General features: G+C 42.9%; 17 protein-coding genes and 3 pseudogenes. 16 read left to right on the plus strand and 4 right to left on the minus strand.

Annotation, left to right across the window (positions count from 1 at the left end; translation table 11 throughout):
* A pseudogene (locus CRG97_RS33505) lies at positions 1 to 246 on the minus strand (Crp/Fnr family transcriptional regulator); the annotation flags it as partial.
* A 1,063-nt stretch (positions 247 to 1,309) separates the two neighbouring features.
* Between CRG97_RS33505 and CRG97_RS05020 the strand changes: the two are divergent.
* Complete coding sequence (locus CRG97_RS05020) at positions 1,310 to 1,777, plus strand: hypothetical protein (RefSeq protein ID WP_098742041.1); 468 nt, start codon at positions 1,310 to 1,312, stop codon at positions 1,775 to 1,777.
* 290 nt (positions 1,778 to 2,067) lie between these two features.
* Positions 2,068 to 3,114 (plus strand): hypothetical protein, encoded by a 1,047-nt coding sequence (locus CRG97_RS05025; RefSeq protein ID WP_098742042.1) that lies wholly within the window; start codon positions 2,068 to 2,070, stop codon positions 3,112 to 3,114.
* Between the two features lie 76 nt (positions 3,115 to 3,190).
* On the opposite strand, the pseudogene CRG97_RS05030 reads toward CRG97_RS05025, so the two are convergent.
* Positions 3,191 to 4,531: pseudogene (locus tag CRG97_RS05030) on the minus strand (IS3 family transposase).
* A 415-nt stretch (positions 4,532 to 4,946) separates the two neighbouring features.
* Between CRG97_RS05030 and CRG97_RS05035 the strand changes: the two are divergent.
* The 5 genes from CRG97_RS05035 (at position 4,947) to CRG97_RS05055 (ending at position 9,549) form a co-directional block, all read left to right on the plus strand.
* A complete protein-coding gene (locus tag CRG97_RS05035) occupies positions 4,947 to 6,071 on the plus strand; it encodes a DUF3048 domain-containing protein (protein ID WP_202618870.1) in 1,125 nt (374 codons plus the stop codon).
* A gap of 231 nt (positions 6,072 to 6,302) precedes the next feature.
* Positions 6,303 to 6,917: a DUF47 domain-containing protein gene (locus CRG97_RS05040; RefSeq protein ID WP_053489885.1), complete on the plus strand. Its 615-nt coding sequence runs from the start codon at positions 6,303 to 6,305 to the stop codon at positions 6,915 to 6,917.
* 14 nt (positions 6,918 to 6,931) lie between these two features.
* Positions 6,932 to 7,921, plus strand: a complete 990-nt coding sequence (locus CRG97_RS05045; protein WP_098742043.1) for an inorganic phosphate transporter — start codon at positions 6,932 to 6,934, stop codon at positions 7,919 to 7,921.
* A gap of 103 nt (positions 7,922 to 8,024) precedes the next feature.
* Positions 8,025 to 8,981: a magnesium/cobalt transporter CorA gene (gene corA / locus CRG97_RS05050; protein ID WP_098742044.1), complete on the plus strand. Its 957-nt coding sequence runs from the start codon at positions 8,025 to 8,027 to the stop codon at positions 8,979 to 8,981.
* Positions 8,982 to 9,183: 202 nt separating this feature from the next.
* Complete coding sequence (locus CRG97_RS05055) at positions 9,184 to 9,549, plus strand: YrhK family protein (protein WP_098742045.1); 366 nt, start codon at positions 9,184 to 9,186, stop codon at positions 9,547 to 9,549.
* A 212-nt stretch (positions 9,550 to 9,761) separates the two neighbouring features.
* Here CRG97_RS05055 and CRG97_RS05060 read toward each other — a convergent pair whose 3' ends face one another.
* Positions 9,762 to 10,370 (minus strand): hypothetical protein, encoded by a 609-nt coding sequence (locus CRG97_RS05060; RefSeq protein WP_098742046.1) that lies wholly within the window; start codon positions 10,368 to 10,370, stop codon positions 9,762 to 9,764.
* A gap of 288 nt (positions 10,371 to 10,658) precedes the next feature.
* On the opposite strand from CRG97_RS05060, the gene CRG97_RS05065 reads away from it, so the two are divergent.
* The 4 genes from CRG97_RS05065 (at position 10,659) to rlmD (ending at position 14,678) form a co-directional block, all read left to right on the plus strand.
* On the plus strand, positions 10,659 to 10,949 hold the full coding sequence (locus CRG97_RS05065) for a YerC/YecD family TrpR-related protein (protein ID WP_053489879.1): 291 nt from the start codon (positions 10,659 to 10,661) through the stop codon (positions 10,947 to 10,949).
* A gap of 4 nt (positions 10,950 to 10,953) precedes the next feature.
* Entirely contained in the window at positions 10,954 to 11,718 is a 765-nt protein-coding gene (locus CRG97_RS05070; protein ID WP_098742047.1) for a sirohydrochlorin chelatase, read from the plus strand.
* Positions 11,719 to 11,736: 18 nt separating this feature from the next.
* Positions 11,737 to 12,618: a diacylglycerol kinase gene (locus CRG97_RS05075; protein WP_098742048.1), complete on the plus strand. Its 882-nt coding sequence runs from the start codon at positions 11,737 to 11,739 to the stop codon at positions 12,616 to 12,618.
* A 491-nt stretch (positions 12,619 to 13,109) separates the two neighbouring features.
* Positions 13,110 to 14,678, plus strand: coding sequence for a 23S rRNA (uracil(1939)-C(5))-methyltransferase RlmD (gene rlmD, locus CRG97_RS05085; protein ID WP_098742050.1), 1,569 nt, complete (start codon positions 13,110 to 13,112; stop codon positions 14,676 to 14,678).
* Between the two features lie 151 nt (positions 14,679 to 14,829).
* Here the strand turns inward: rlmD and CRG97_RS34170 are convergent.
* A pseudogene (locus CRG97_RS34170) lies at positions 14,830 to 15,055 on the minus strand (site-specific integrase); the annotation flags it as partial.
* Positions 15,056 to 15,307: 252 nt separating this feature from the next.
* On the opposite strand from CRG97_RS34170, the gene CRG97_RS05095 reads away from it, so the two are divergent.
* The 5 genes from CRG97_RS05095 (at position 15,308) to CRG97_RS05115 (ending at position 24,232) form a co-directional block, all read left to right on the plus strand.
* Entirely contained in the window at positions 15,308 to 17,017 is a 1,710-nt protein-coding gene (locus CRG97_RS05095; protein ID WP_098742051.1) for a DNA cytosine methyltransferase, read from the plus strand.
* 209 nt (positions 17,018 to 17,226) lie between these two features.
* Positions 17,227 to 18,702, plus strand: a complete 1,476-nt coding sequence (locus tag CRG97_RS05100) for an ATP-binding protein (protein WP_098742052.1) — start codon at positions 17,227 to 17,229, stop codon at positions 18,700 to 18,702.
* Positions 18,695 to 21,340, plus strand: coding sequence for a Z1 domain-containing protein (locus tag CRG97_RS05105; protein ID WP_098742053.1), 2,646 nt, complete (start codon positions 18,695 to 18,697; stop codon positions 21,338 to 21,340). Before CRG97_RS05100 ends, CRG97_RS05105 begins: the two co-directional genes overlap by 8 nt.
* Before the next feature lie 24 nt (positions 21,341 to 21,364).
* The gene (locus CRG97_RS05110; protein WP_098742054.1) at positions 21,365 to 22,375 is read left to right on the plus strand and encodes a PD-(D/E)XK motif protein; all 1,011 of its coding nucleotides are present in this window, start codon (positions 21,365 to 21,367) and stop codon (positions 22,373 to 22,375) included.
* A 15-nt stretch (positions 22,376 to 22,390) separates the two neighbouring features.
* Complete coding sequence (locus tag CRG97_RS05115) at positions 22,391 to 24,232, plus strand: AIPR family protein (RefSeq protein WP_098742055.1); 1,842 nt, start codon at positions 22,391 to 22,393, stop codon at positions 24,230 to 24,232.
* The last annotated feature ends 3 nt before the right edge of the window (positions 24,233 to 24,235 follow it).

Raw genomic sequence — 24,235 nt, forward strand, 5'->3', positions numbered from 1 at the left:
AATGACGTTGAAGAGCTTTACGCCCGGCAATGCCGCATGCTCGAGGAACGCTGCCCACCAGCCTTGTACAGCGGGGTGATCACCGGTTGCATTGGCAATCGCGCCCTGCAGGAAACCGCCTGCGTCAAATCCGCCACCTGTCAATTTACCCCAACCTGCTGTCAGCCATTCATACCCGATGTAGACCCGAATGATAGTCAGCAGCCACATTGCAAATTTGTTTGTTCTCAGCCAGTTGTTAAACATATAAACCACTCCTTGAATGAGTTTTGATTTTTTGGATTAATGGGTTATTGCGATGTTTCTGATATCGTTGTTGTTGGTTCTTGTTGCCTTGGGAAGTGATCACCTTCTCTATGTCTTTATTATAAGTGAAATTATTCACATTACATGTGATAAATATCACAAAGTTGTGAACGTTTCAGAATGAGTGCCTCAAAGAGTGCTGTGATCGTAAATATTAAGTCTGTATCAAATACTGTGAAGCGAGATCAAATCAATGCCGATGTTGTCAGGGCAAGAACATATAGACTTCGATAACTGCATAAAATTGCAGCTTTTTCGTATTAATAAGATCTCTTCCAAATTAAACTTGACTACTTAGCTAAATTGATGAGTGAAATGTAAATTAAGATTGACAAATCCGCCTGAAAACAAGAACGTATGCTGATAAACAGTTGCCAATTATGTGGTGTTTTTGACTTAATGATCTTCCCCCAAACTTGGGAGAAGAACTTATCCATTTAGCAGATTAGATGATTTGTCTAAACTTATTGAAACAAACAACTGGGTCAAAATGATTATGAGTATGGTACTAGGAGTGGTTAATAGTTCAATTCAGTTGCATAATATTTATAATTTTTTCCAACTAATTCAACAAGTAATACGTTTATAATTATACAGTTGCTTGTTAGGAGGTATTATTGCTGAATAAGAAAAGGCTGTTCTCAACCCCATAGATGTGACGCATTGGTGTACTCGTTTGTTCTAGGGAGATTACAATTTGTTATATACAGAGTGAACATAGAAGTCAGGTGAATAACTTATTAAGGAAGTTGAATGACCTTCGATGAGCCTCCCATTATATATTTTCTGTCCTAACATTTATTAGTTAGACCAACGTGAGGATCTATAGCGGAATCGAGCATCATAAAAGGTGCGGATGAGGGGATCGGGAGCAACATCGATCGAGGGAACATTGAAAATTTAAGTCAGAGGATATTCCCGATATTGATGAAGGAGGAAAGATGTGAAGCACGAGTAGCGAGAAGAACAAACAAAAAATAAGGAAGAGGAAGGAGTGCTTTGGTTGAAAAAGATTAAAAAGATAATGATTGCATTTATACTGTTTCTCTTAATAGTGTCTGTTACTATTGCCTATTATTCTGTTCGCTTACCTGCTAAAAGCGTCATTCCCCATTTAACTCAAATAGAAAATATTTACTTTAGTTATTTGAAAGGAAATAAAATTACACCTTATAAGATCGAATTTAATGACAAAAATACAGAAATTGACCAATTGATGAGTATCTTTGACTCAGTTTCTTACACGAGATCATTGGGTAGCAAAAACATAAGAAATGGTAATACTACATTAGCGATAATTTTTCTCTACCGCGATAGTGATGGAAAACCAAAAGATTATTTTTTGGATATTAATGAACACGGTTTTATTATCAGCGATAAAAAAAAGTTTAAAATTGTGAGGAGAGAGACGGAAGTCTTTAAACAACTATCAACTTGGCTGTTTGAAAATGGAATTGAACAGCCAACATAATACCCATTTTCTAAATGCTAATTCTTAATTGGAGAGGCGGAGTCAATGCGACAGTATGTGTTGTATTGACTTTTTTATAATTATTTCGTAACTTTACCTAAATTTTGGTTGTTATAACTAATAGAATCAACTTTTTAAGTGACTAGGAGTCACTGCTAAACATCAGCTGATTTGTAAAAAAAGGAAGGGTGGTGTGTGGTATAGGTTACGACTAAGTGATTTTTATATTGAATCGGTTGCTAGATTAAGATACTTTTCAGCCTTCTAAAATAAAATTTGGAGGAAAACTAATGATCAAAAAATTCACTTCGTTTATTCTCGTGGGCGCACTTACTTTTACTTTTTTAGCTGGATTAGTTTCGGCAGAATCGAGCAATATAGAAAATTCACCTACACAAGATGAAATCCTTTTAGACTTTGAAGGACATGGTTCATTTAAAGAGAGTACAGAACGAAATATTGGAATATCATCCAATACTATGTACAAAGCTAAGAAAAAAGATGGACATAGCTTTCTCTATGAAATAGTAGATTCACCGGAGGAACAACCATTTAGTTTACTGATGCAAACAAACCCGGATACTTTTTTGGCGGTGGCCGAGAAAGAAGTTACCACTAAAAACGTTCAATCAGTACTCGAAGATAACAGAATATCTGATGAAGTGAAGACAGATTTGAAAAAGTTAATGAAAGAAATTGAGGATCGAAACCTTGAAGACACCACGGTTACGATTTATTCACCTGAATTGATTCCAGGTTCTGTATCAATCAACGGTTTTGAACATCAATATGATTCTTATTATACGGGATACAAGGGTTATTCGTATAAAGATACATGGATGTACTATGCTAACTATATAAGTGACCCAGGCGTTAGAGAGTTGGGTGGTACAGCAGGTCAGGCATTATATAAAAAGGCTTATAAGCATCTGATAAGACAAGGGATCGGGGATTTAGTAAACTTGCTACCACTCGGTTGGGTAGCAAATTCACTTTATGATATATTCGGTGCAGACGCCACCGTCGGTGGTGATTCGAATGACAAAGCAGTTGTGACATATGTTGAAGGTAAATATCGTAGATATACAAGTATTAGTTGGTTAGGTGACTGGAGACAAAAGGCGATTATGGACTATATTAATTACCAGACTGTTAATATCCAAAAAATGGTAGGTAGAAACATAACTAATAAGCAGCAATCAGTCCAGTATGTACCTTCTAAAAGTTGGGATATCCAAGATCAAAGGGCATATGAAATGAAAGATTCAACGACCTTTTGGGATGAAAGAATTTACAACTACTATTTCTTCGATATTCAATTTGCAGCGCCTTGGTAAAATTATATACTATTTTTTGAACAATAATAAACCACTGATTTTGAACTGATCCCATAAAGTTAGACAGGTTATATTATTAGGCAACTTGTTGGGCATGAGTTCGGTATTGTACCGAATTCATGCCTTTTAGTTTTGCTTGAATTCGCTTGTGATTGTAATAATCGATATATGTAGAGAGCTCTTTTTTATACTGCTCAATACTTTCAAATTCATTTAAATATAGAAATTCAGACTTCATGATGCCAAAAAGTTCTCAATGACGGCATTGTCGTAACAGTTACCTTTACGTGACATACTTTGCTTGACACCGCGTTCTTTGAGGGGAAGACGATACTGTTTCATCTGGTAGTGCCAGCCTTGGTCGGAATGAATCAGAAGAGTATCTTCATCCGTTAATCGATGGAATGCTTGATTTAACATCGTTGAAACAAGGGAATAGACTGGTCTTGACCCGATTGTATATGTAATGCTTCTCCCCATTATAAAGATCTAAAATGGGAGATAAATATAATTTTTCTCCAAGTAATTTAAATTCGGTTATATCCGTAACCCACTTCTCACTTGGCTTCTCAGCATGAAAGTCTCGCCCTAAAATGTTTGGTGCAATCTTACCAATCAAATCTTTATATGAACGATATTTCTTCACGCGTACCACGCTCTTTATTCCCAATACTTTCATCAAACGTTGCACCTTCTTATGATTAACATGGTGACCTCGATTCACTAACTCGTCTCGAATACGGCGATAACCGTAACGCCCCTGATGCTCCTCGTAAATCGCTTGAATAACGTTTTTTAGCTCGGAATCTTTGTCTGGCATACCGAATGTGTTCACCCAGTAATAATACGTGTTACGGGGGATATCTGTGAGCTGCAAGAGTGCTTTCACAGTTCATAGACTACTTGCGCCTTGTCTTGTTTGGTGATTTTTCCTTGTTTTGAACTAAGGCATTCAACTTCTTTAAATAAGCATTCTCCATACGCAAACGTTCTACCTCTTTTTGTAAAGCCTCTACAGACCCCTCTACAGGCCCTGTATCATTCAGTTGTTTGGGGTCCCTTTCCATGGATGAACGCCCCTTTTTCTTTGGTTGTAGGGCATCTAGACCATGTAATTCTAAGCTTCTTTGCCAGCTTAGAATGGTACTATGACTCGCAATATTAAATACCGCAGCCGTCTCTCTACTAGACGTCCATATTCTTTCATATGATTAAATACGTCTAGTTTATCCTGTACAGAATACGCTGTATAGCGCTTTTTAAAGATCCCTTCACCATGATACTCATATTGTCTAATCCAATTTAATAGGACGGTAGGATGGAGTCCTATGGACTTTGCAATGGATTTCATGCTTTCCGTTCCATTTTGATAACGTATAACTGCTTGTAATTTTTCGTCTGAACTAAACTTAGCCATAGAAAAACTGCACCTCTAATGTTAGATGGTGTCTAACATTTGGGGTGCAGTTCATTTCTCAAATGGGAAATCAGTGGTTTTTATTCGACTCGTTAATTCTTACCTCGTAGTAATGTGTAATGTGTGTTGAAGATGGGTAAAGCGTGTAATTTCCGTTTACTAGTCGGGGATGAAAAGGAGTGTTGGAATCAGGAAAGAAACTTAATCAAGTGGAATGAAATTTGGAAAAAGCGATTAGAAAAACCAACGCCGTCAAGGTTATTCATTAAAGGATTGTATCCCTTCTTTATACAGACAAAGCACGGATTTTGTGATTAAATGTAAACTAAAGTTGAATTGTTGGTTGGAAATTTTGGGCAAATAGGTTGGGAAATTAGGGTAATAAGTAATGGGAGCGTTCATAGGGGGAAACAATATGCATAGCAAAGGGTCTTTCAGGAAATTCGCATGGAGGACAAGCTTGTTGTCGATGGCGGCAGTATTGCTGCTGTCCGGATGTAGTGGCAAGCAGCAGGCAGAGCCTGTTCCGGCGCCGGTGGTGGAAACGCCAGTAGAGCAGCCAGTGGAGGGGCCTCAGGAAAATATATCTTCTCCATATAAGGCACCGCTGACCGGATTACCGTTAGAAGCGTCACTGACGCAGCGGCCGCTGGCCGTTATGATCAATAACGCACCGGCGGCAAGGCCGCAGTCGGGTCTGGGGAAAGCGGACATGGTGTATGAAGTGCTGGCGGAGGGAGGGATCACGCGACTGATGGGCATTTTCCAAAGCCAGAGCGGCATTGAGAAAATAGGGCCGATTCGCAGCATTCGTCCTTATCTGATCAATCTTGGCGAGAGCTACGGCGGCGTGCTTGTACATGCTGGCGGCAGCCCTGAAGCTTATAGCATCATCCAAAAGCAAGGCAAGCAGGATATGGACGAGATCGGAAATGCAGGCTCTTATTTCTGGAGAGACAAGGAACGCAAAGCGCCGCATAATCTATATTCCAGCGATGAGAAGCTCCGTGAAGGAGCAGCCAAGCTCAATTATGGTAACGAAGTGAAAGTGCCGCAATATTCGTTCTATTCGGAGCCGGTGGCTGCAAGCGGCGATGGTGCAGAGGGAACGGCGTCTGTGGAGGTTGTTTCCGGTGAACCCGGGGAGAAGGTAGAAATCAAATTTTTACTGGACAGTTATGTGGTGGCTTATCAGTATGACGGTTCGTCCAATACGTACAAAAGGTGGGTCAACGGATCGCCGCATGTGGATCTCAACGATAATGTTCAGCTTGAGGCCGCGAATGTAATTGTGCTGGGGGCGGATCATAAAGTGCTGGATGATGTGGGCCGGCTTGCCGTGAATGTGGAAACGGGCGGGAAAGCGATGCTGTTCCAGCGCGGAGAAGTCATTGAGGGGCAGTGGGTACGCGCAGCGGGCGATGCGATCCGTTTCGTGAAGGACGGCAAGGAAGTGCCGTTGGTGCCGGGAACGACGTATTTCAACATTGTGCCGAATTCGCCTTCTTTTGAAAGCCATGTGACCATTACGAATCCTTGATGCATAAGATGTGGATGGAGGATGCTCTGTCGGGATAATTTGCACTCATACGGAGATGTTAATAGGCAGGAGAATTGAAGCGATATCCATGCATCTTCTTTTTTGTTAGTTCCTTACATTTCTGAGTGTTACTTTTCTATACACACCCTGCCATGGATGTGATAAGATAGTCAAGGTTGTCTATCTTTTGAGGGCGTTCGCGGCAATTTATCGAAAAAAGGGGTTAAGAGTATGAAATTGAAGAAGAAGGATATATTCTTCCAAACACTGGAGAATATGGCCGATACGGTGGTACAAGCCGCAGATTATTTTTCGCAGCACGTTTCCAATCTTCAAGATGTGCTTGAATTTGCCAATGAAATGAAGAAATACGAGTCACAGTGTGATACCTATACGCATACCATCATTACTGAGCTCAACAAAACGTTTATCACGCCAATCGAACGCGACGATATTATGGACCTGACAACCAGCATGGACGATGTGATGGACGGATTGGAAGCAACCGCATCCCGGTTCTATATGTATAATTTGGGGAAACCTGACGAGTACATGGTACAGTTTGCAGAAATTCTGCGTCAATCGGCTTACGAAATTCAGAAGGCCATTCATTTGCTCTCTCAGAAGAAACTTCTGGCTATTCGTGAGTACACGATCCGCTTGAACGATCTGGAGAACCAAGGCGACGAGCTGCTGCGCATCTGTATCAAGGATCTGTTTGCCACCGTCTCTGACCCGATTCTGCTGATCAAGAAGAAAGAGATTTACGAACGTCTTGAAACGACCACGGACACCTGCGAAGACGTGGCAAATATGCTGGAATCCATCATTATGCGCAATTCGTAAGGGAGTCCTGAACAATGGATACAACGATGTTAGTATTAGTAATTGTTGTTTTTTTGGCGCTTGCATTTGACTTCATCAACGGGTTCCACGATACGGCGAATGCCATTGCAACGTCGGTATCAACCCGGGCCTTGAAGCCGCGGGTAGCCATATTGCTTGCAGCCAGCATGAATTTCATCGGTGCGATGATGTTCACAGGGGTTGCCAAAACCATCGGCGGCAGCGTCGCGGATCCGACCAAGCTGGATAACGGGATCGAGGTTGTTATTGCAACATTGCTTGCAGCCATCATCTGGAACCTGGTTACCTGGTGGTTCGGATTGCCTTCATCCTCTTCCCATGCCCTGATCGGGGCATTGGCCGGTGCGGTATTTGTCGGCGCGGGAAGCGACATGCTGAATTACGCCGGATTTAAGGATATCGTCTTGGCGTTGATCCTGTCGCCTATTATTGCGTTCGTGATCGGTTATCTGGTCATGCAGCTGCTCAAGGTTATCTTTGCTAAACGCAGCCCGCATACGGTGAATAAAGGATTCCGTACGATGCAGATCTTTACGGCAGCACTTCAATCCTTCACGCACGGTACCAACGATGCCCAGAAGGCGATGGGGATTATCACATTTGCTCTGGTCACCTCCGGTCAATTAACGGAGATGGAAGTTCCGCTCTGGGTTAAAATTTCGGCAGCGACAGCGATGGCGCTCGGAACCTCGATCGGTGGCTGGAAGATCATCAAGACCATGGGTACGAAAATTTTCAAAATCGAGCCGATCAACGGGTTCGCAGCTGACTTCTCGGCCGCATCCGTCATCTTCTCGGCTACGCTGCTTCATCTGCCGATCAGTACAACCCATGCGATTACCTCGGCGATTCTCGGTGTAGGCTCAGCGAAACGCTTCTCCGCCGTGAAATGGTCCCTGGCAGGACGCATTGTGGTGACTTGGTTTATTACGATTCCAATTTCGGCTGTACTGGCAGGAATCATATTTAAAATTCTTTTCTAAAACGTAATTACACATAGATAATGGATAGTTGTGGGGCCAATCAGGAATCGATTGGCTTTTTTTGTTTAACGAAACCGAAGGTGCAGGGAAAGGAGAGCTTATCATGATTCGCACGTTCGCTATTACGCCAAGCTATGAAGCGGTAATCGGGCTTCCACTTGAAGAGATTCGAATCGAGGATTACGCCTGGGTCTGGGCCGATTTCAGTGAGCCAACACCGGAGGAGGCCCGGATGCTGGAGAGTTATTTTCACTTTCATCCGCTGGCGGTGGAGGATTGCCTGCACATCCTGCAGCGGCCGAAGCTGGATTATTACGAACAGATGCAGTTTTTTGTCCTGCATGCCCTTCAGCCGGATACTTTGCAAGCCGTCGAGGTGGATCTGTTTCTTGCACCTTCGTTTATTGTCTCCTTCCACGAGAAAGCACTGCCCGAAATGAATGACGCTTGGGATCGCGTTACTTCGGTCGCCGGCAAGGGTCCGCTGGGCCAGGACGGTCCGAGCTTCACAGCCTATACGATCATGGATAAGCTGGTGGATCAGTACTTCCCAAGCTTGTTTGCCATCGAGGATGAGCTGGCGGACCTGGAAAGCCGAGGCGAGAAGGATTCGGTCGAGGAGCTAATGAATCAGGTGTTTGCGCTGCGTTCGAGGCTGCTTCGCCTGCGGCGGACGGCTGTGCCGATGCGGGATCTGCTGTACCGGATCGTGAACTCGCAGCATTTGGAGCATCACGCGCACCATGCTTATTTTTCCGACATCTACGACCATCTGCTGAAGCTGGCGGACATGATCGAGGCCGACCGGGAGATGACGGCGGATCTTCGAGACAGCTACATATCGGTGAATTCGAATCGGATGAATACGATTATGAAGACACTAACGGTGATCACGACCATCTTCATGCCGCTCACCCTGATTGCCGGGATTTATGGGATGAATTTTCAGAATATGCCGGAGCTGGAGTGGCATTACGGATACTTCTTCGTGCTGATTCTCATGTTCATACTCGGCGGCGGCATGGTGATGTGGTTTATGCGCAGAGGCTGGTTTAAATAAAAAGGTTTATTTTTTGACGTTAAAATCGTGATGCCATTCAGAAGTAGAGGCATGTTAGCCAGAGTATCGACTGGTCCAAGTCCTTGCTAAGGGAGTTATCGGATAAGCGGGAAGGTTGTCCAGCATCACAAGGCGAAAGCTAAATCGCTGGGGTTTCTTGTTCCTTCGTAAGGGGTAAAGGCTTGCTGAGGAGGGACTGCATATGAAACTCGGGCTCAAACCACATCCCAAGAAGCGATCATCCCGTCAACCAGATGAGCCTTTGCGTTCCCGGCTGCTGGGCCGGATGCTTCGCCTGGCTTGGAAACGAAAGCGAAAGCTGGCCGTGACGAATCGCTATGAGGTGGGCATGGTCATCAGCGAGATTGCGACCGGCCTGTTGTTCATTGCAGGCAGCATCATGATGTTCTATCCGCATATGAAGCGGATTCCGACCGTGTTGTATCTGATGGGCAGCATTATGATGCTGCTGCGTTCCGGTCTGCGCGGATCGTATTGGTTCCGGTTAAAATCACTCGAAAGCGTCGAGAATAAAGAAGCCGGCCCCGAAGGGGACTGGACGCGCTGATGAGGATAGCATAGGTTGATAAAAGGATATGGCTCCAGCCTAGGGTAACAGACTGGAGCCTGCTGCATGATGTATGTTGGTTCGGATGATCCCGCCTATAGTGAGCTTCCAACGTATCTGCTAAACAATCGTGCCCAATATCCTTCGATGATCAGAGACTGCCGTGTTTCTGTGGCTCATGGTACGGTTTAAAGTCTACCGATTTACATAGATCAACGGCGACGTCTGCCTTTGCCGGATGTTTTGCGCGATCCGGAGCGGCGTCGGCTTCTCGAGGAACGGCGTCTTCTTGGTCTATATTCGTAGCCGTCCTCATTCTGATCTGTAAATGCGCTTTGAGACGAACCGCTGCCGCCTCCTTTTTTCTTCTTAAGCGCGCCTGCCAGCACGGAGAATATGGGCGCAAGCTGCTGGAAGCCCTGCATGACCTTTTGTACCTTGCCAATATTGCTAACGATGCCGTCGATGCCGCCCATCCGATCGATGAGGCCCTTGATGTCGCTCATATTGTTGACTCCGAGCCCGCCGAGGAGCTTGCCTAATCCGCCTCCACCGCCGCTGCCGCTGCTGCCTCCTCCGCCAAGGAGACCTGCCAGGCCACCGCCGCCGGAATTCGTGGATGGAGCCAGAGCCGAAGCCGAAGCCTCCATGTCCGTTACACCGTCGGTATATGGATATAACGCGGTTTCACCCACTTCCGGATAATCGCTGTATGGAGAGATGCCAGGGTATGGCGATGGCGCCTGCGGCAGTGATTCATTTTCAATGAGGGAGCGCTGGTTGGTCGGTCGACGGTGATAATAGTGAGAATGACGCGTCATGATATCACTTTCCTTTTTGAGTTAAGATACTATACTGTATGATGCGGGCGGGCGATGGGTTTAGGCGGATGTCCCGATTTTCGGGATAGGAGCGGAATCGGGCGATAGCCCAGGAAGATTTTGGCGAGCACTGGAGATGCGAAATGTGAGCGTGTATAAGGGATGCTGCCTCTGGGTAATGGTTGTCCTGTAGTGCGTGAAATCGTTAATGCTTGAAAATACTATATCCGCTCGGGTACAATGGGAGTGCGAGTGTTATACACAGTAACAATAGGGGATGATCATCCAGTGCAATTAAAGAAGCTAAATGATAAAAGCATCGATCAATTATTCGAAGCGATATTAACCCTGGGCAGTGTGGAAGAGTGCTATGTATTCTTCGATGATCTCTGCACCGTTAACGAAATTCAGTCCTTGTCGCAGCGGCTGGAAGTGGCGCGCATGCTGGGCAAGGGATGCACATACAACCAGATTGAAGCAGAAACGGGAGCCAGCACCGCAACGATTTCGCGTGTGAAGCGTTGCCTGAACTACGGCAATGACGGTTATAAAATGACGCTGGAGCGTTTAGGACGTTAAACTTATGACGAAGCCGGGTGTGCTGGTTATTAGTCATGGTTCACGTGAACAGAAATGGGTGTCGCTGGTGGACGAAGCTGTCCAGAAGCTGGCCTCTCATATGGATATACCGGTCGTATCTTCGTACCTGGAATTGGTAGAGGACCGTCTGATTCAGGACGGCATTACGGACTTGGAAGACCAGGGTGTCACCGACATTGTGGTCATTCCTCTATTTGTCTCGTCCGGCAGCACACATGTCGACGAAATAGCTTATGCTATAGGAGCGAAGGCCGTTCCGGACATGGAGACGGACCTGGCGCCGTTTCGGGTCCAGTCCCGGGTTCATTTTGGTACACCTATGGACGACGACCCCGAGATGGCGGCCATGGTATGGGATAAGGTAAAAGAGCTGTCCGTTAACCCTGCGAAGGAGATTATTCTTCTCGTCGGACACGGCAGCCGGCATGATCTGTTTCGCAGCCGCTGGGAAAAGGGTATTAACTCTTTGGCACAGCGAGTTAGCGAGGTAAGCGGAACAAGCGCAGATTATGCCTTACTCAGTCCCGGCGATGTTCGGGACAAGGTGACAGCATGGATGGAGCGCGGCTGCGATGTGATCGTAGCTCCGCTTTTTTTAAGTGAGGGGTATTTTACGGAGAAGGTGATACCTGATCGGCTCGAGGGGCTGGAATGCCGATATTCAGGCAGAACCTTGCTTCCGCATCCGCTGCTGCCGCAGTGGATGGAGTCGCAGGCTAAACTTCTTCTTCTATCCTTGAAATCATAAGTAGGTGGCGTATCGTTAATGAGAAATGCAAGGTTAATCTATAATCCAACCTCCGGCCGGGAGGAAATGAAGCGTCGGCTTGCTGATATATTGAACCGTCTGGACAGTGCTGGCATCGAAACCTCCTGTCATGCAACAACCGGAGAGGGGGATGCGACCCGTGAAGCGGCTGATGCCGTCGAACGCGGATACGATCTTGTGATCGCAGCTGGCGGAGACGGTACGCTGAATGAGGTCATCAACGGGATGGCCGGCAGGGATAACCTTCCGCCGCTGGGTATTTTCCCGATGGGAACCACAAATGATTTTGCGCGGGCGCTCGGCATCTCGAAGAACTGGGAGGAGTACTGCGACCTGGTGATTCGGGGCGAGACGCGTCCGATTGACGTGGGCAAAGCGAATGATCGTTACTTCATCAATATTGCGGGCGGCGGTACGCTGACCGAGCTCACATATGAGGTGCCAAGTAAGCTGAAGACGATGATCGGGCAGCTGGCGTACTATTTGAAGGGGATCGAGAAAATGGTCAGCCTCGCGCCGCAGGAACTCATCATCAATGCCAGCGGTCATCCGGCGATCCATGACGAGTTCATGGTGTTCCTCATTGCGAACAGCAACTCGGTCGGCGGCTTCGACAAAATCGCGCCGGGCGCAAGTATCGACGACGGCCTGTTCGACGTCATTGCCCTGCGCAAGTGCAATCTGGCGGAGTTTGTGCGCGTGGCTACGATGGCTCTGCGCGGCGAGCATATCAACGACAAGCGGGTCGTGCATTTCCGCACCGACTATATGGAGGTCGTCTCTCCGGGACCGGTTCAGCTGAACCTGGACGGCGAGTTCGGCGGCGTCCTGCCAGGCACGTTCCGTGTCCTGCCGCAGCATTTAAGGATTTTTGGCTGAGATGGGGCAGGCGAGTAGGGCGATGGACCATTTTTAACGAGATGGAACAGCCGAGGATCGCCGCTTAGGCTCCGGGTTGTTGTAAGTAAATGATTGGATTTACAGGCTGGATGGATTGAATAACATACGAGGCTCCCGTATAATGATGGACGTGAGCTTGTGCGCTAAGCTCCCTTGGGGGAGCTTTTTGTTGTTTAAGCGAATGAAGGTTAACGGAAGATCATCCATTTTTATGAAGTGTGTGTTCAAAAAGGTCGGTTTTCAGCACCGAGAAGGTTGGATGAAACTAGGGACTGAGGAGTGGAGCGTACGCTTGGGTACGTGAGCACCGGAAGGCCCGGCTGAATTCAAGATTCGATGCCGAGTAGCTTCCTGATTCACTTCGTGATCAAAAGCGGGCTTTTTGAACAACTTCTATTATGGATGGGACGCCGAATGGGAATATAGAGTAGTAAGAGACAAGTTGAACGGAAAGAAGTGAACAGCACATCATGAAGAAGAACCGCAAGGGAAGCGACACGCGCCGCAGCGGCAAGCCCGCGGCTTCGGCGGCCCTCCTGGACCTGCCGGTGGCTAAGAACGACGAGGTCGTGATCGATATTATAGGAATGAACCATGACGGGGAAGGGGTCGGCCGTGCCGACGGCTACACCCTGTTCGTTCAGGGCGCCCTGCCGGGCGAGAAGGCCCGGGTGAAGGTGCTCAAGACCAAGAAGCAGTATGGCTACGCCAAGCTGCTGGAGCTGGTCGAGCAGAGCCCGAACCGCATCGCGGCCCCGTGCCCGATCTACGACCAATGCGGCGGCTGCCAGCTGCAGCATATGAGTTATGCCGGACAGCTGGAGTGGAAGCGCCAGCTGGTGGTGGACAACCTGGAGCGCATCGGGAAGCTGCGGGTGGTGCGTGAGGCGGAAGGTGCTGGAGAGACGCGTGTGGACGACGAGTGGAGTGGCACAGATGGTGGAGGGGACATTGAGAATTCTGAAACCAATGGGGCCAATCCTGCCGTGTCCGGCGTTGATTTAGATCAACAGGGGATCCTCGTGCGTCCGACACTCGGCATGAGCGAGCCTTGGCGCTATCGGAACAAGTCCCAGGTGCCTATCGGCGTTACGGAAGGCGGCCTTGTCGGAGGCTTCTATGCCCGCGGCAGCCACCGGATCGTGGACATGGAGACGTGCCTCATCCAGCATGAGCAGAACGACGAGGTCGTCAGCCGCGTCAAAGCTATCGGACGGAAGCTAGGCATTACGGCGTACAATGAAGAGACGGGCCAAGGCCTGCTTCGCCATGTGGTGGTGAAGATCGGTTTTGCTACCCGTGAGATGATGATTGTACTCGTCACCAATGGCGAGCGGATTCCACGCGTGAACGAGTGGATCGCTGCCATCCGTGAGGAACTCCCGGCCGTGGTGAGTGTTTGCCAGAACGTGAACACACGCAAAACGAACGTGATTTTCGGGGATGTTACCCGCGTCCTGTGGGGGCGTGAGGTCATCCATGACTATATCGGAGATGTAAAGTTCGCGATTTCGGCGCGTTCCTTCTATCAGGTGAACCCGGCCCAGACGGAAGTGCTGTACGGGAAGACGGTGGAGTATGCGGGATTAACCGGGGAAGAGACCGTGATTGATGCCTATTGCGGCATCGGGACGATATCTCTGTTCTTAGCCCAACATGCCAAGAAGGTGTATGGAGTCGAGATTGTGAAGGAAGCGATCGAGGATGCGCGTGTCAATGCAGAACTGAACGGTATGAAGCATGTGGAGTTTGAAGTCGGCGCGTCCGAAGACGTGATTCCACGGTGGAAAGAGCAGGGCATCGAGGCTGATGTCATCGTGGTCGATCCTCCTCGTAAGGGCTGCGATCCTCGTTTGCTGGAGACGATACTTGAGATGAAGCCGGAACGGGTGGTGTACGTGAGTTGTAATCCGTCCACGCTGGCAAGGGATTTGAGGGTGCTGGAGGATGGCGGGTATCGCACGGTGGAGGTTACGCCGGTGGATATGTTTCCGCATACGAGCCATGTGGAGAGTGTGGCGGTGTTGATGAGAAAGTAATACAGGGTATAAATCCCTTTTAACAAAGGTTGTTTTAATGAAACAGATATAGATTGATACAGCACCTGATATGGCTGTAAGATATTAAATTGATCTTAAATGAATCTTCAACAAATGGTGAAAATTCAACATAGAAAGACACTTTCAGCAATTAGGAAAGTGTCTTTTTTTGTGCACGAGAAGAAAACAGAGAATCGAATTTATCAGTTGCACCTTGATAGCTCAACCGAGAGCATAGCCATAAATATTCATGGTATCGTGATGTCACCATGTCCCAGACGCTCTGAAATGATTTTAGCAGCATGTACACCTTGGTTAATAAGCAACGTTGCTGACGTATGCTTCAGATCGTGGAAACGAATATAACGTAATCCATGAAATGAATCAATTAGTATTCATTGAAAACGCTCAAGGGGCGCTCTAATACCTTGGATCAGGAACATCTAGGGATCTTCTTAGTGAAAAGATCGAAACGTTAATATATGATCTGGATCATTATTTCGTATAGCATGTTGTCTTAAAATAGTGTATTCTATTAATTTGCAAGGTATTATACTTGAAAAATAATCTACGAAATGTTAAGCTGCTTATATATGGAACGGATGTTCGGGAGTAAGGGGTGGGCAATATTGGAAAATAAAAAGCTGTTAGCGGTTGATTTGTTTTCTGGAGCGGGTGGATTAAGTCTAGGTTTCTTGCAAACGGGTCAAGTGAAAATTGTAGCCGCGGTGGAAAACAATGAGTCTGCCCAAAAAACGTATAAAAGAAATCATGATCGTTACAATCTTGAGAATGATGATAGAAATATTACATATTTCAACGATATTAGAAAAGTTAACTACAGAGAGATCATGGATGAATGTCAGAAGATCGATCTTGTTTTTGGTGGACCACCCTGTCAGGGCTTTTCGAATGCAAACCGTCAGAAGTCAGAACTCATTTCAACCAATAACCAGTTAGTCAAAGAATATGTAAGAGCAATTAAAGAATTAAATCCAGACGCTTTTGTAATGGAAAATGTAAAGGCCATGAAATCGGACAAACATAAATTTTTCTACTCATTAAAAGACCAAGAAGAGGTAGTAGAAGAATTAGGTATAGAACTAATACCCGATAAGGTTATTTTAGGAAGGGAAAATAGCTTGACCGATGAACTGGTCTGTTTTCTCAGAGATTGCATTCAACGGAAAATCGATCTATCCCCATTTATTATAGGTGATAAGAATTTATTCTCTAAAATTAGTCACATAAGTAGAAAAGAGAAAGAGGCTCATATATATATTGCTAAAGCCCAAAATGCTTTACAGAAATCTTTCTCAAACTGGAAGGAACAGCATAATAGTTATTGGAGTATTAATTATGAAGAACAGTGGATGAAGCTTGGGGTTTTGATCATGAAGAAAGATCCGACAGAATTATCCCGATTAGATCTTTTTAATACTTTAAATCAAATCATTGAAGTCCAAAAGATTTTGATGAAAATGAATGAAATTCAAGCGAACGACATTGAAATAGTTGATATTTTACCTGATCATAAGAATATTTGTATTAAAGTGCAGACATACGGTGTAATGAGTTACTTAATCTCTAAGTTTAGGAACCTAGGTTATACAATAAATGAAGAACACATTATAAATGCAGCGCATTTTGGTGCACCACAGCTTCGAGAACGCCTTGTTCTTATTGGAGTCAAAAAAGAATTCGTAGGGGATAATCCTGTAATACTACCAAATTCTATTGTTAAAGAACCAAGTCGGTTTTATACAGTGGAGGATGCCATTGGAGATCTTGAGGAAATTGAACCGTTTATAACAATGGAAGCAGATCAGCCGATTGATAAACCACTACCTAAACGCAACAACCCGCTTCTTCAATACTTACGTGGAACTGATGATAAAGTCAAAAACCATGTTAGGACTGAAACAACTAATACTGCTTTAGAAAGATTTAAAGTATTGGAGCCGGGGCAAAATTTCCATGATCTTGATGAGTCATACAAACAAACATATTCTGATCCTGGTAGAACTCAAAACACTGTTTATCTCAGACTTAATTACAAAACTCCATCCGGGACTGTTTTGAATGTTAGGAAATCAATGTGGATTCATCCGATTAAAAATAGAGCAATAAGTATTAGAGAAGCAGCGCGGCTTCAAACTTTTCCTGATGACTTTGTTTTTGAGGGTTCTAAAGATTCCCAGTATCAACAAATTGGAAATGCTGTTCCACCACTTTTGGGTAGGGCAGTGGCTGAACAGGTATTAAACTACCTAGGGGTATCTGTAATAGATACACTAAAAAATATAATAATGCCCCAGGAAACAGATACAAAAATTTAAGTAAAGAGTCTCTGCTCATTTTGAGTAGGAGGCTCTTTTATTTTGAAATAATGGATAACCATTTTTTATGAAGGATATAGGTCTCATGTGTCGAATAATGCAGTATATAATAGTCGTATTGGCATATTCATTTTTTAAAACAAGTGGTTGTCAGAGGCAGCTGCTTATTTATTTCACATAAATACTTTTCAAAAATGGGAGTACTTTTTATGAACATAGTTGTAACTCAGCCATCTGCTACACCAGTTATCCAAGCACTTCGTTCATTAGGATATAATGCAGGAACTGCAATAGCAGATTTGGTTGATAATAGCGTTGATGCGGGAGCAACTAAAATTACGGTTGTATTTAAATGTTTAGGAAACGATGGAACAATAATAATTGCAGATAACGGTTCCGGCATGGATGAGGATATGCTCCAAATAGCTATGAATATAGGATCGAAAGATCCACGTGCAAATAGGCCACCTAGAGAGCTTGGTAGATTTGGTATGGGACTTAAGACCGCCTCATTTTCTCTTGGTAAGAGGTTAAGTGTTCTTACCAAACATAAGGGCGCTTATGCACAACGGTGTTGGGACCTAGATCATGTGTCCCAATGTAATGAGTGGCAGCTGTTTACGAAGATTCCAGAAGAAGTTAGGGAGTTAATGAACAAAATTGAAGGAGATAGCGGCACAGTTATTTGTATAGATAAGCTGGATCGCTTTATGGGAGCGGGAACTGCAAATACAATACATGAAAGTAGCTTTTTCACCAAAGTTCGGCGGATACATAATCACTTAGAGTTTGTTTTTCACTCCATAATTGAATATGACAAGGTCCAGATTATCTTAAACGAAAATGTTCTTGATCCTTGGGATCCTTTTATGATTAAACATCCTTCAACTGTGGAAGGTGAAACACAGGTTTTAAACATCAATGGAAACAGAATAAAAGTTAAATATTATGTACTGCCTCATGCCTCATTTCTAAATGAACAAGAATATAAAAGAGCAGGAGGTAATAGAGGATGGCGAGACCACCAAGGTTTTTATATATATCGCGAGAATAGACTCGTATATTACGGTGATTGGTTGGGGATGTTTCAGAAGGATGCTTCATGTCAACTGGCAAGAATTCGGGTAGACCTGCCGAATATGGCAGATAATGACTGGCAGGTAGATATAAAAAAGTCAGCTGTTATTCCACCTGATAATGCTAAAATAAGGCTTGAATCAATAGCAAAATTTGTTCGAAAAATTTCTCGTGATATCTTTTACTTTAGGACCCAAGGCTCCAATTCTAACCAAACTTTTAAAGGGAGTCTCAATACATGGGAGTTGTCGGGTAGTGACGAAGGGCAGCAATTTATTTTAAATAGGAATCATCCTATTTTATCAGAAATTCAGAAAAAAATAGATGAGGAAACAGCAAGACTTCTTAACATGTATTTAAAGTTCGTTCAATTGGGATCACCCAGTAATATCATTGATTCACCAAAAGTGGCGGAAGAAGTCATTCAAATGGTCACTGAGGCTATGAAAGAGTTAGTTGTTCAATTCTCTTCGACCTTAACTAAGCTTCGAGTTGTTGAGAATCAACAACAGCTGTTAGATGCACTTATTACTCAACCTGCTTTTGATGGTTTAAATCGCGTCACGTTGAAATCAATTTTGGAAGAGGCGAATATCAGCTATGAATGAAGTAAGAGGGTTATTTGAACAAACCTTTGCAACTAATTATATGAACTTAAAGCCATTCTTGCCCAGCCAAGAAAAAGCAGCGGAACAGGCGCTGGATTTAGCAAAGCTCGTAATTAAGGGTCAAAAAATAGAAGCGAGTCTGATCGAGCAGTGGTCGTTAGAAATGTATATGAAGTATAATGTTAATTTTGACATTATAAAAACTCAAGTATTACGTCTAGTAGAAGAGAGCGATTGGTACAGACCCAAATTACTATTGGGAGCCTTTTTTTGGACACGTTACAGAGACTATCTAATAAGAGTTAAACATTGGGACCAAGAGGCTGTTGACTCCATTGATGATTCAACAAATGAAATTATGCGGTCTTTGGGAAACCCAAAGGAAATACACTCTTTTGACAAGCGAGGACTTGTATTGGGGTATGTGCAGTCAGGAAAGACTGCTAACTTTACAGGCTTAATTAATAAGGCTTACGATGTTGGATATAAGCTAGTAATTGTATTATCTGGTGTACACAATGATCTGCGGGCACAGACACAGCTTAGATTAGATGAAGAAGTGATTGGAAGCAGAGTGGATAGAGAGGGTAATCCAGTTGGAGTTGCCCAAATCAATAGAAATACACCTAATCATATTATTTCAACATGGACTACAGTGGAACGAGATATCTCTTCTGAACCAAGCGGTATGTTTAACTTAAATCAAAGAACTCTTATGGTTGTTAAAAAGAATAGTATTGTCTTAGAATCACTTAAGAATCAACTTGAGTATCAGAAAAATTTATTTAATTTAGATATTCCCGCTTTAATTGTCGATGATGAAGCAGATCAGGCATCTGTCGATACCTCTAAAGATGAAGATCCAAAGACAATTAACAAATTAATACGTCAACTTTTAGAAGTCTTTAATAGAAGATGTTATGTAGGCTATACAGCGACCCCGTTTGCAAATTTATTAATTAGTGCCGAAGCTAAAACGGAAGAGGAAGGTAAGGACCTGTATCCTAAAGATTTTCTTGTCGGCCTCCCAAAACCTAAAGAATATTGTGGTCCGGAAGAATTCTTTGACGTTGAAGAAGAGGCGGACGATCCACGTCCAAGTTTGATTCGGCCTCTGAAGGATCGAGATATCGAAGTCTTTACTGGAATTAAAACAAAGGGAGATGCTGATAAATTTGAAGAGGTCCCTCCTCAGATGGAAGAGTCAATATTGGTATTTCTTTTAACCATTGCTGTAAGAAATCTACGAGGTCAGAGGAATAAACATAACTCGATGCTTATCCACACCTCTCGTTTTAAAGATGTTCAGTCAAGTGTGAAGGACGGTGTGGATAAAGTATTTAGGGAAATCACAGAACAGATTCAATATAACAAATATAGTGAAACAGTAGAATCGATTAAACGGATTTATAAAGAAGACACGATTCCGACAAGCAGAGCATGGCCAGAGGATATTCAGGAATTTAGCTGGGAAGAGGTCTATCAGGAATTAAGAGATTGTTCTAAAAAGGTTCGAGTTTTTGAAATTAATGGTAATAGTAAAGATGCATTAGACTACCACCAATACAAAGAGGATGGTTTAAACGTAATTGCAGTAGGCGGAGATAAGCTATCACGTGGACTCACACTTGAGGGACTTAGTATAACTTACTATTTTAGAAATACATTAATGTATGACACTTTAATGCAGATGGGTCGCTGGTTTGGATATCGGAAAGGATATATGGACTTGTGCAGAATATACACAACCGGAGAAATTGCTTCAAACTTTGAGCACTTGGCAATTGCTATGATTGAACTGCGTAGAGAATTTGACAGGCTAGCACTAGCGAATAAGACTCCACTGGAATACGCAGTAAAAATGTTAAGTCATCCAACTATGACTTTAACAAGTCCATTAAAAATGAAAAATGCTGCTATAACAAATGTTATTTATCGGTTAACCCTGCAGCAAACTCGTATATATGAGAACAAGGAAACTTTTTTTTCTCACAACATGAAAGTGACTAAGAACTTAATAAATAAACTCCACCCTCGTTTTATGAAAACGCATATTGGATCAGGTAAAACTGGTTATTATATAGCACAAGAAGTTGATGTAAATACAGTATTAAATTTCCTGTCTGAATACAAGACAAGTCAAGGTGCAGATAAGGTTGATAACATCAAAATTGTAAATTATATTCGGCAAGTTAATGAAATCGGAGAGCTTTTACATTGGACAGTAGCAGTAGTTGAAGGAGAGCCAAGAGATAAAAGTGGACTTGAGAAATTCCCAGTACGATTTGGGTCATTCAAGATTGATTCTGCAGTGGTACGAGGGGTTAAGGCAGAAGAGTATAACAATCAAGGGCAGGCTAAAATTGATATACGTGCTATAGTTGCTTCGCGGCAGGAATTCATAGATCTCGATCAAGTTGCGATAAAGAATATGAAGGATAAACAAGAGATCCGAAAGCTACGGGCAACAGAAAAAGGCATGCTTCTAATCTACCCGCTTCATCCTAAAGTAAAAGTATTTGAATCCCTAAGGTTTACCTTTAGCGAGAAAATGGTCCCAATTGGTATCGCGATCTCATTCCCTGACTCAAAGTTAGATGATTCTAAAGTTTATGAAGTGAATAAAACAATAAAATAAGTGTTCTAATAGAGTGAGGAATATATGTTGAATCTTAAATCAGAATTCGAGCAAATGATTAAAGAATTAAATAGCGATTCCCAGCAAGAAGTTTATAAACTGAGGATTCTTACGGTTGAAAGTCCGATTCTTTTTGCAGGTATAGATACTGTAAATATGAATAGACAGCTTTATATCGATTTAGGACCTGAATCCTGGGAGCCAGACCAGCTTAAGGCTCTTCCAAAATGGCGAGGTTTATCTATCAAAGTTGAGTATTATGAAAAACTGGCTTTACTTAAAGGGCATTACTATCTTGTTTTACGACAAGAGTCAGAACATGGTACAGATATTTTTGAGGTTGTACTTCAGAATGTAGTGGATCATTTGATGATCAGAGAAAAGAATGAATCAGTATTTACTGTAATATACAAGGTATTAGATAGATGGCGCGTATTTTTTCAAAAAGGTGGTTACCGTAAATTAACTGAAGAACAGCAGCGGGGACTTTTCGGAGAATTGTGTTATATACAAGATTGGCTTAATCGGTTTCCAACCGCTCCCCCACTTATTATAGACCAGTGGGAAGGACCAACAAGTGGAAGAATCGATTTTAAGTATTCTAATCGGGGTGTAGAGATTAAGACTGCAATAAATAAGCTAATGAAAACAATAAAAATATCAAACGAAAATCAGTTAAGACTAACAAATGCAGTATCTAGTATTTATCTCTATGTGTGTTTTATAGAGCCTAGTAAAACTCATGGCGTTTCTTTACAAACACTTGTGAACGAGGTCCGAACAAGTATTGCAAGTCGTTCTGATCGTTTGTTATTAAAGTTCAATGATCTTTTAGACGATTTGAGATTTAAAGAAGAAGACTATGCGGATGACTTCTTCTTTCTAGATAAAGTAGAGGTATATGAAGCTACGGCGGACTTTCCAAGGATATTGCAGGAGGATTTACCCAAAGGAATCTCACATGTTAGTTACAGCATCGACCTTACACATTGTACTGATTTTGAAAGAGAAGTTGATAAAGTATTCGATTTGTAATGGGGGACTTTTTGAATGTTAGAAAATAGACAGCGAAGCGAATTCCTCAAAGGATTTCTTGAAGAAATAGAAGAAAAAGCATCAAAAACAGGAGTTTATCGAGTTCCTTTCTTAGAAAAGATGCTTCAGTATATGGAAAGAGACGATGATCCTGATATATTAATTCCTCCATATATAGATACTCAAAAAAAAATAGCTGTAAATGCTTACTCATTTGACGAAAGTCAGAACGTTCTTGACTTATATATAGCTGATTATAACTTTGATCAAAACGAGCAGCAATTACTTACGATAAATATGACGATGATGACTGAACTTGCCAATCAGGCTAAACGATTTTTTACGAACGCTAAAACTTTAGCTCATACAATCGATCATTCTCTTCAAGCTCGAGAATTGGCTGTACTTATATCAGATAATATAAGTGATATCGACGAAGTGAATATATTTGTAATAACCAATATGTTCTATAATTCAAATAAACCAATAGAGCTATCGATTCCTGGAGTTGAAACAGTTAATGTTCAAGTGTGGGACATAGATCGTATACTTCAGATCATCTTGGCCGAGCAAGGTGTCCAAACAATTCATATCGATTTTGCGAAGGATTTGGGAGAGTCATTTGAGATGATGTATGTTCCCAATGCTCAGCATGAAGGAGAAATGAATTATTTTACATGTTATGTAGGATTCATACCTGCGCAATTACTTGCTAAAGCTTATGACCAATGGGGCTCAAAACTTGTTGAACGAAATGTGCGATCTTATTTGCAGGCTAAGGGCGGAACTAATAAAGGGATATTGAAAACTCTTAAAGACCCCAATGAACGACGAATGTTTGTCAGTTATAATAATGGTATTTCTAGTGTAGCTCGTTCGGGAGAAATCGAAAAAATAAATGAAAACATAAATCTTTATCGTATTAAAGGGCTAACCGGGTGGCAAATTGTAAATGGCGGACAGACGACAGCATCAATTCATCAGGCTTATAAGAGTGATGTAGATTTATCGGAAGTATATGTTCAGGCGAAATTGACTATCCTTCATGTTGAAGCAAATCAAGAGAAAGATCATCAACTGCTTGAAGATGAGATGGTTTCAAATATTTCAGAGTATGCAAATACACAGAATAAAATAAACAAATCCGATCTGTTAGCAAATTCTAGATTTATGTCTGAATTGGAAAAACTATCTAGAAACACATGGATCCCAACTAATGATGGTAGAAAATTAGAGAGTAAATGGTACTTCGAACGCGCAAGAGGTCAATATGCAGTTGATTTAAATAGACGTAAACGTGGTAAGGAGCAAAATGAATTTAAAAAGCAATACCCAAGTGAAAAAACTATTACCAAAGTTGATTTGGCTAAACATTATATGTCTTGTGAAGGTTTCCCCCATATTTCAAGTAAAGGCGGAGAAGAAGCCTTTAAGCGGTTTATGGAGCAAAATAAACAGTATTGGAAATACGAGAAGGATGATAATGATGACACTATTCCTCTGAGTGAAGTTACCCTAGAAGTTTATCAGAAATTAATAGCAAGGACCATTATTAATCGTCATGTAACTAATATTGTGGAGTCTATGAGGCTGCAGGGATATAGGGCAAACGTAATTTACTATACTGTGTCTATGCTTAATCATATATATGGAAATAAAATAGAGCTAGTAGATGTATGGAATCGACAAGCCTTATCAGATAAATGGGATGAAGTAATAAAAATTATTGCTGACAAGGCATTATTCTTCCTGCGTGCATCCGCGGGTGATAGAAACGTAACTCAATGGGCTAAACAGGAAGCGTGCTGGATACAGTTCAAGGATGAGCATACGAAGCAATTGAGTAATATCATCTAATTT

This window comes from Paenibacillus sp. EZ-K15 (assembly GCF_002573715.1).
GTDB lineage: Bacteria > Bacillota > Bacilli > Paenibacillales > Paenibacillaceae > Paenibacillus_AQ.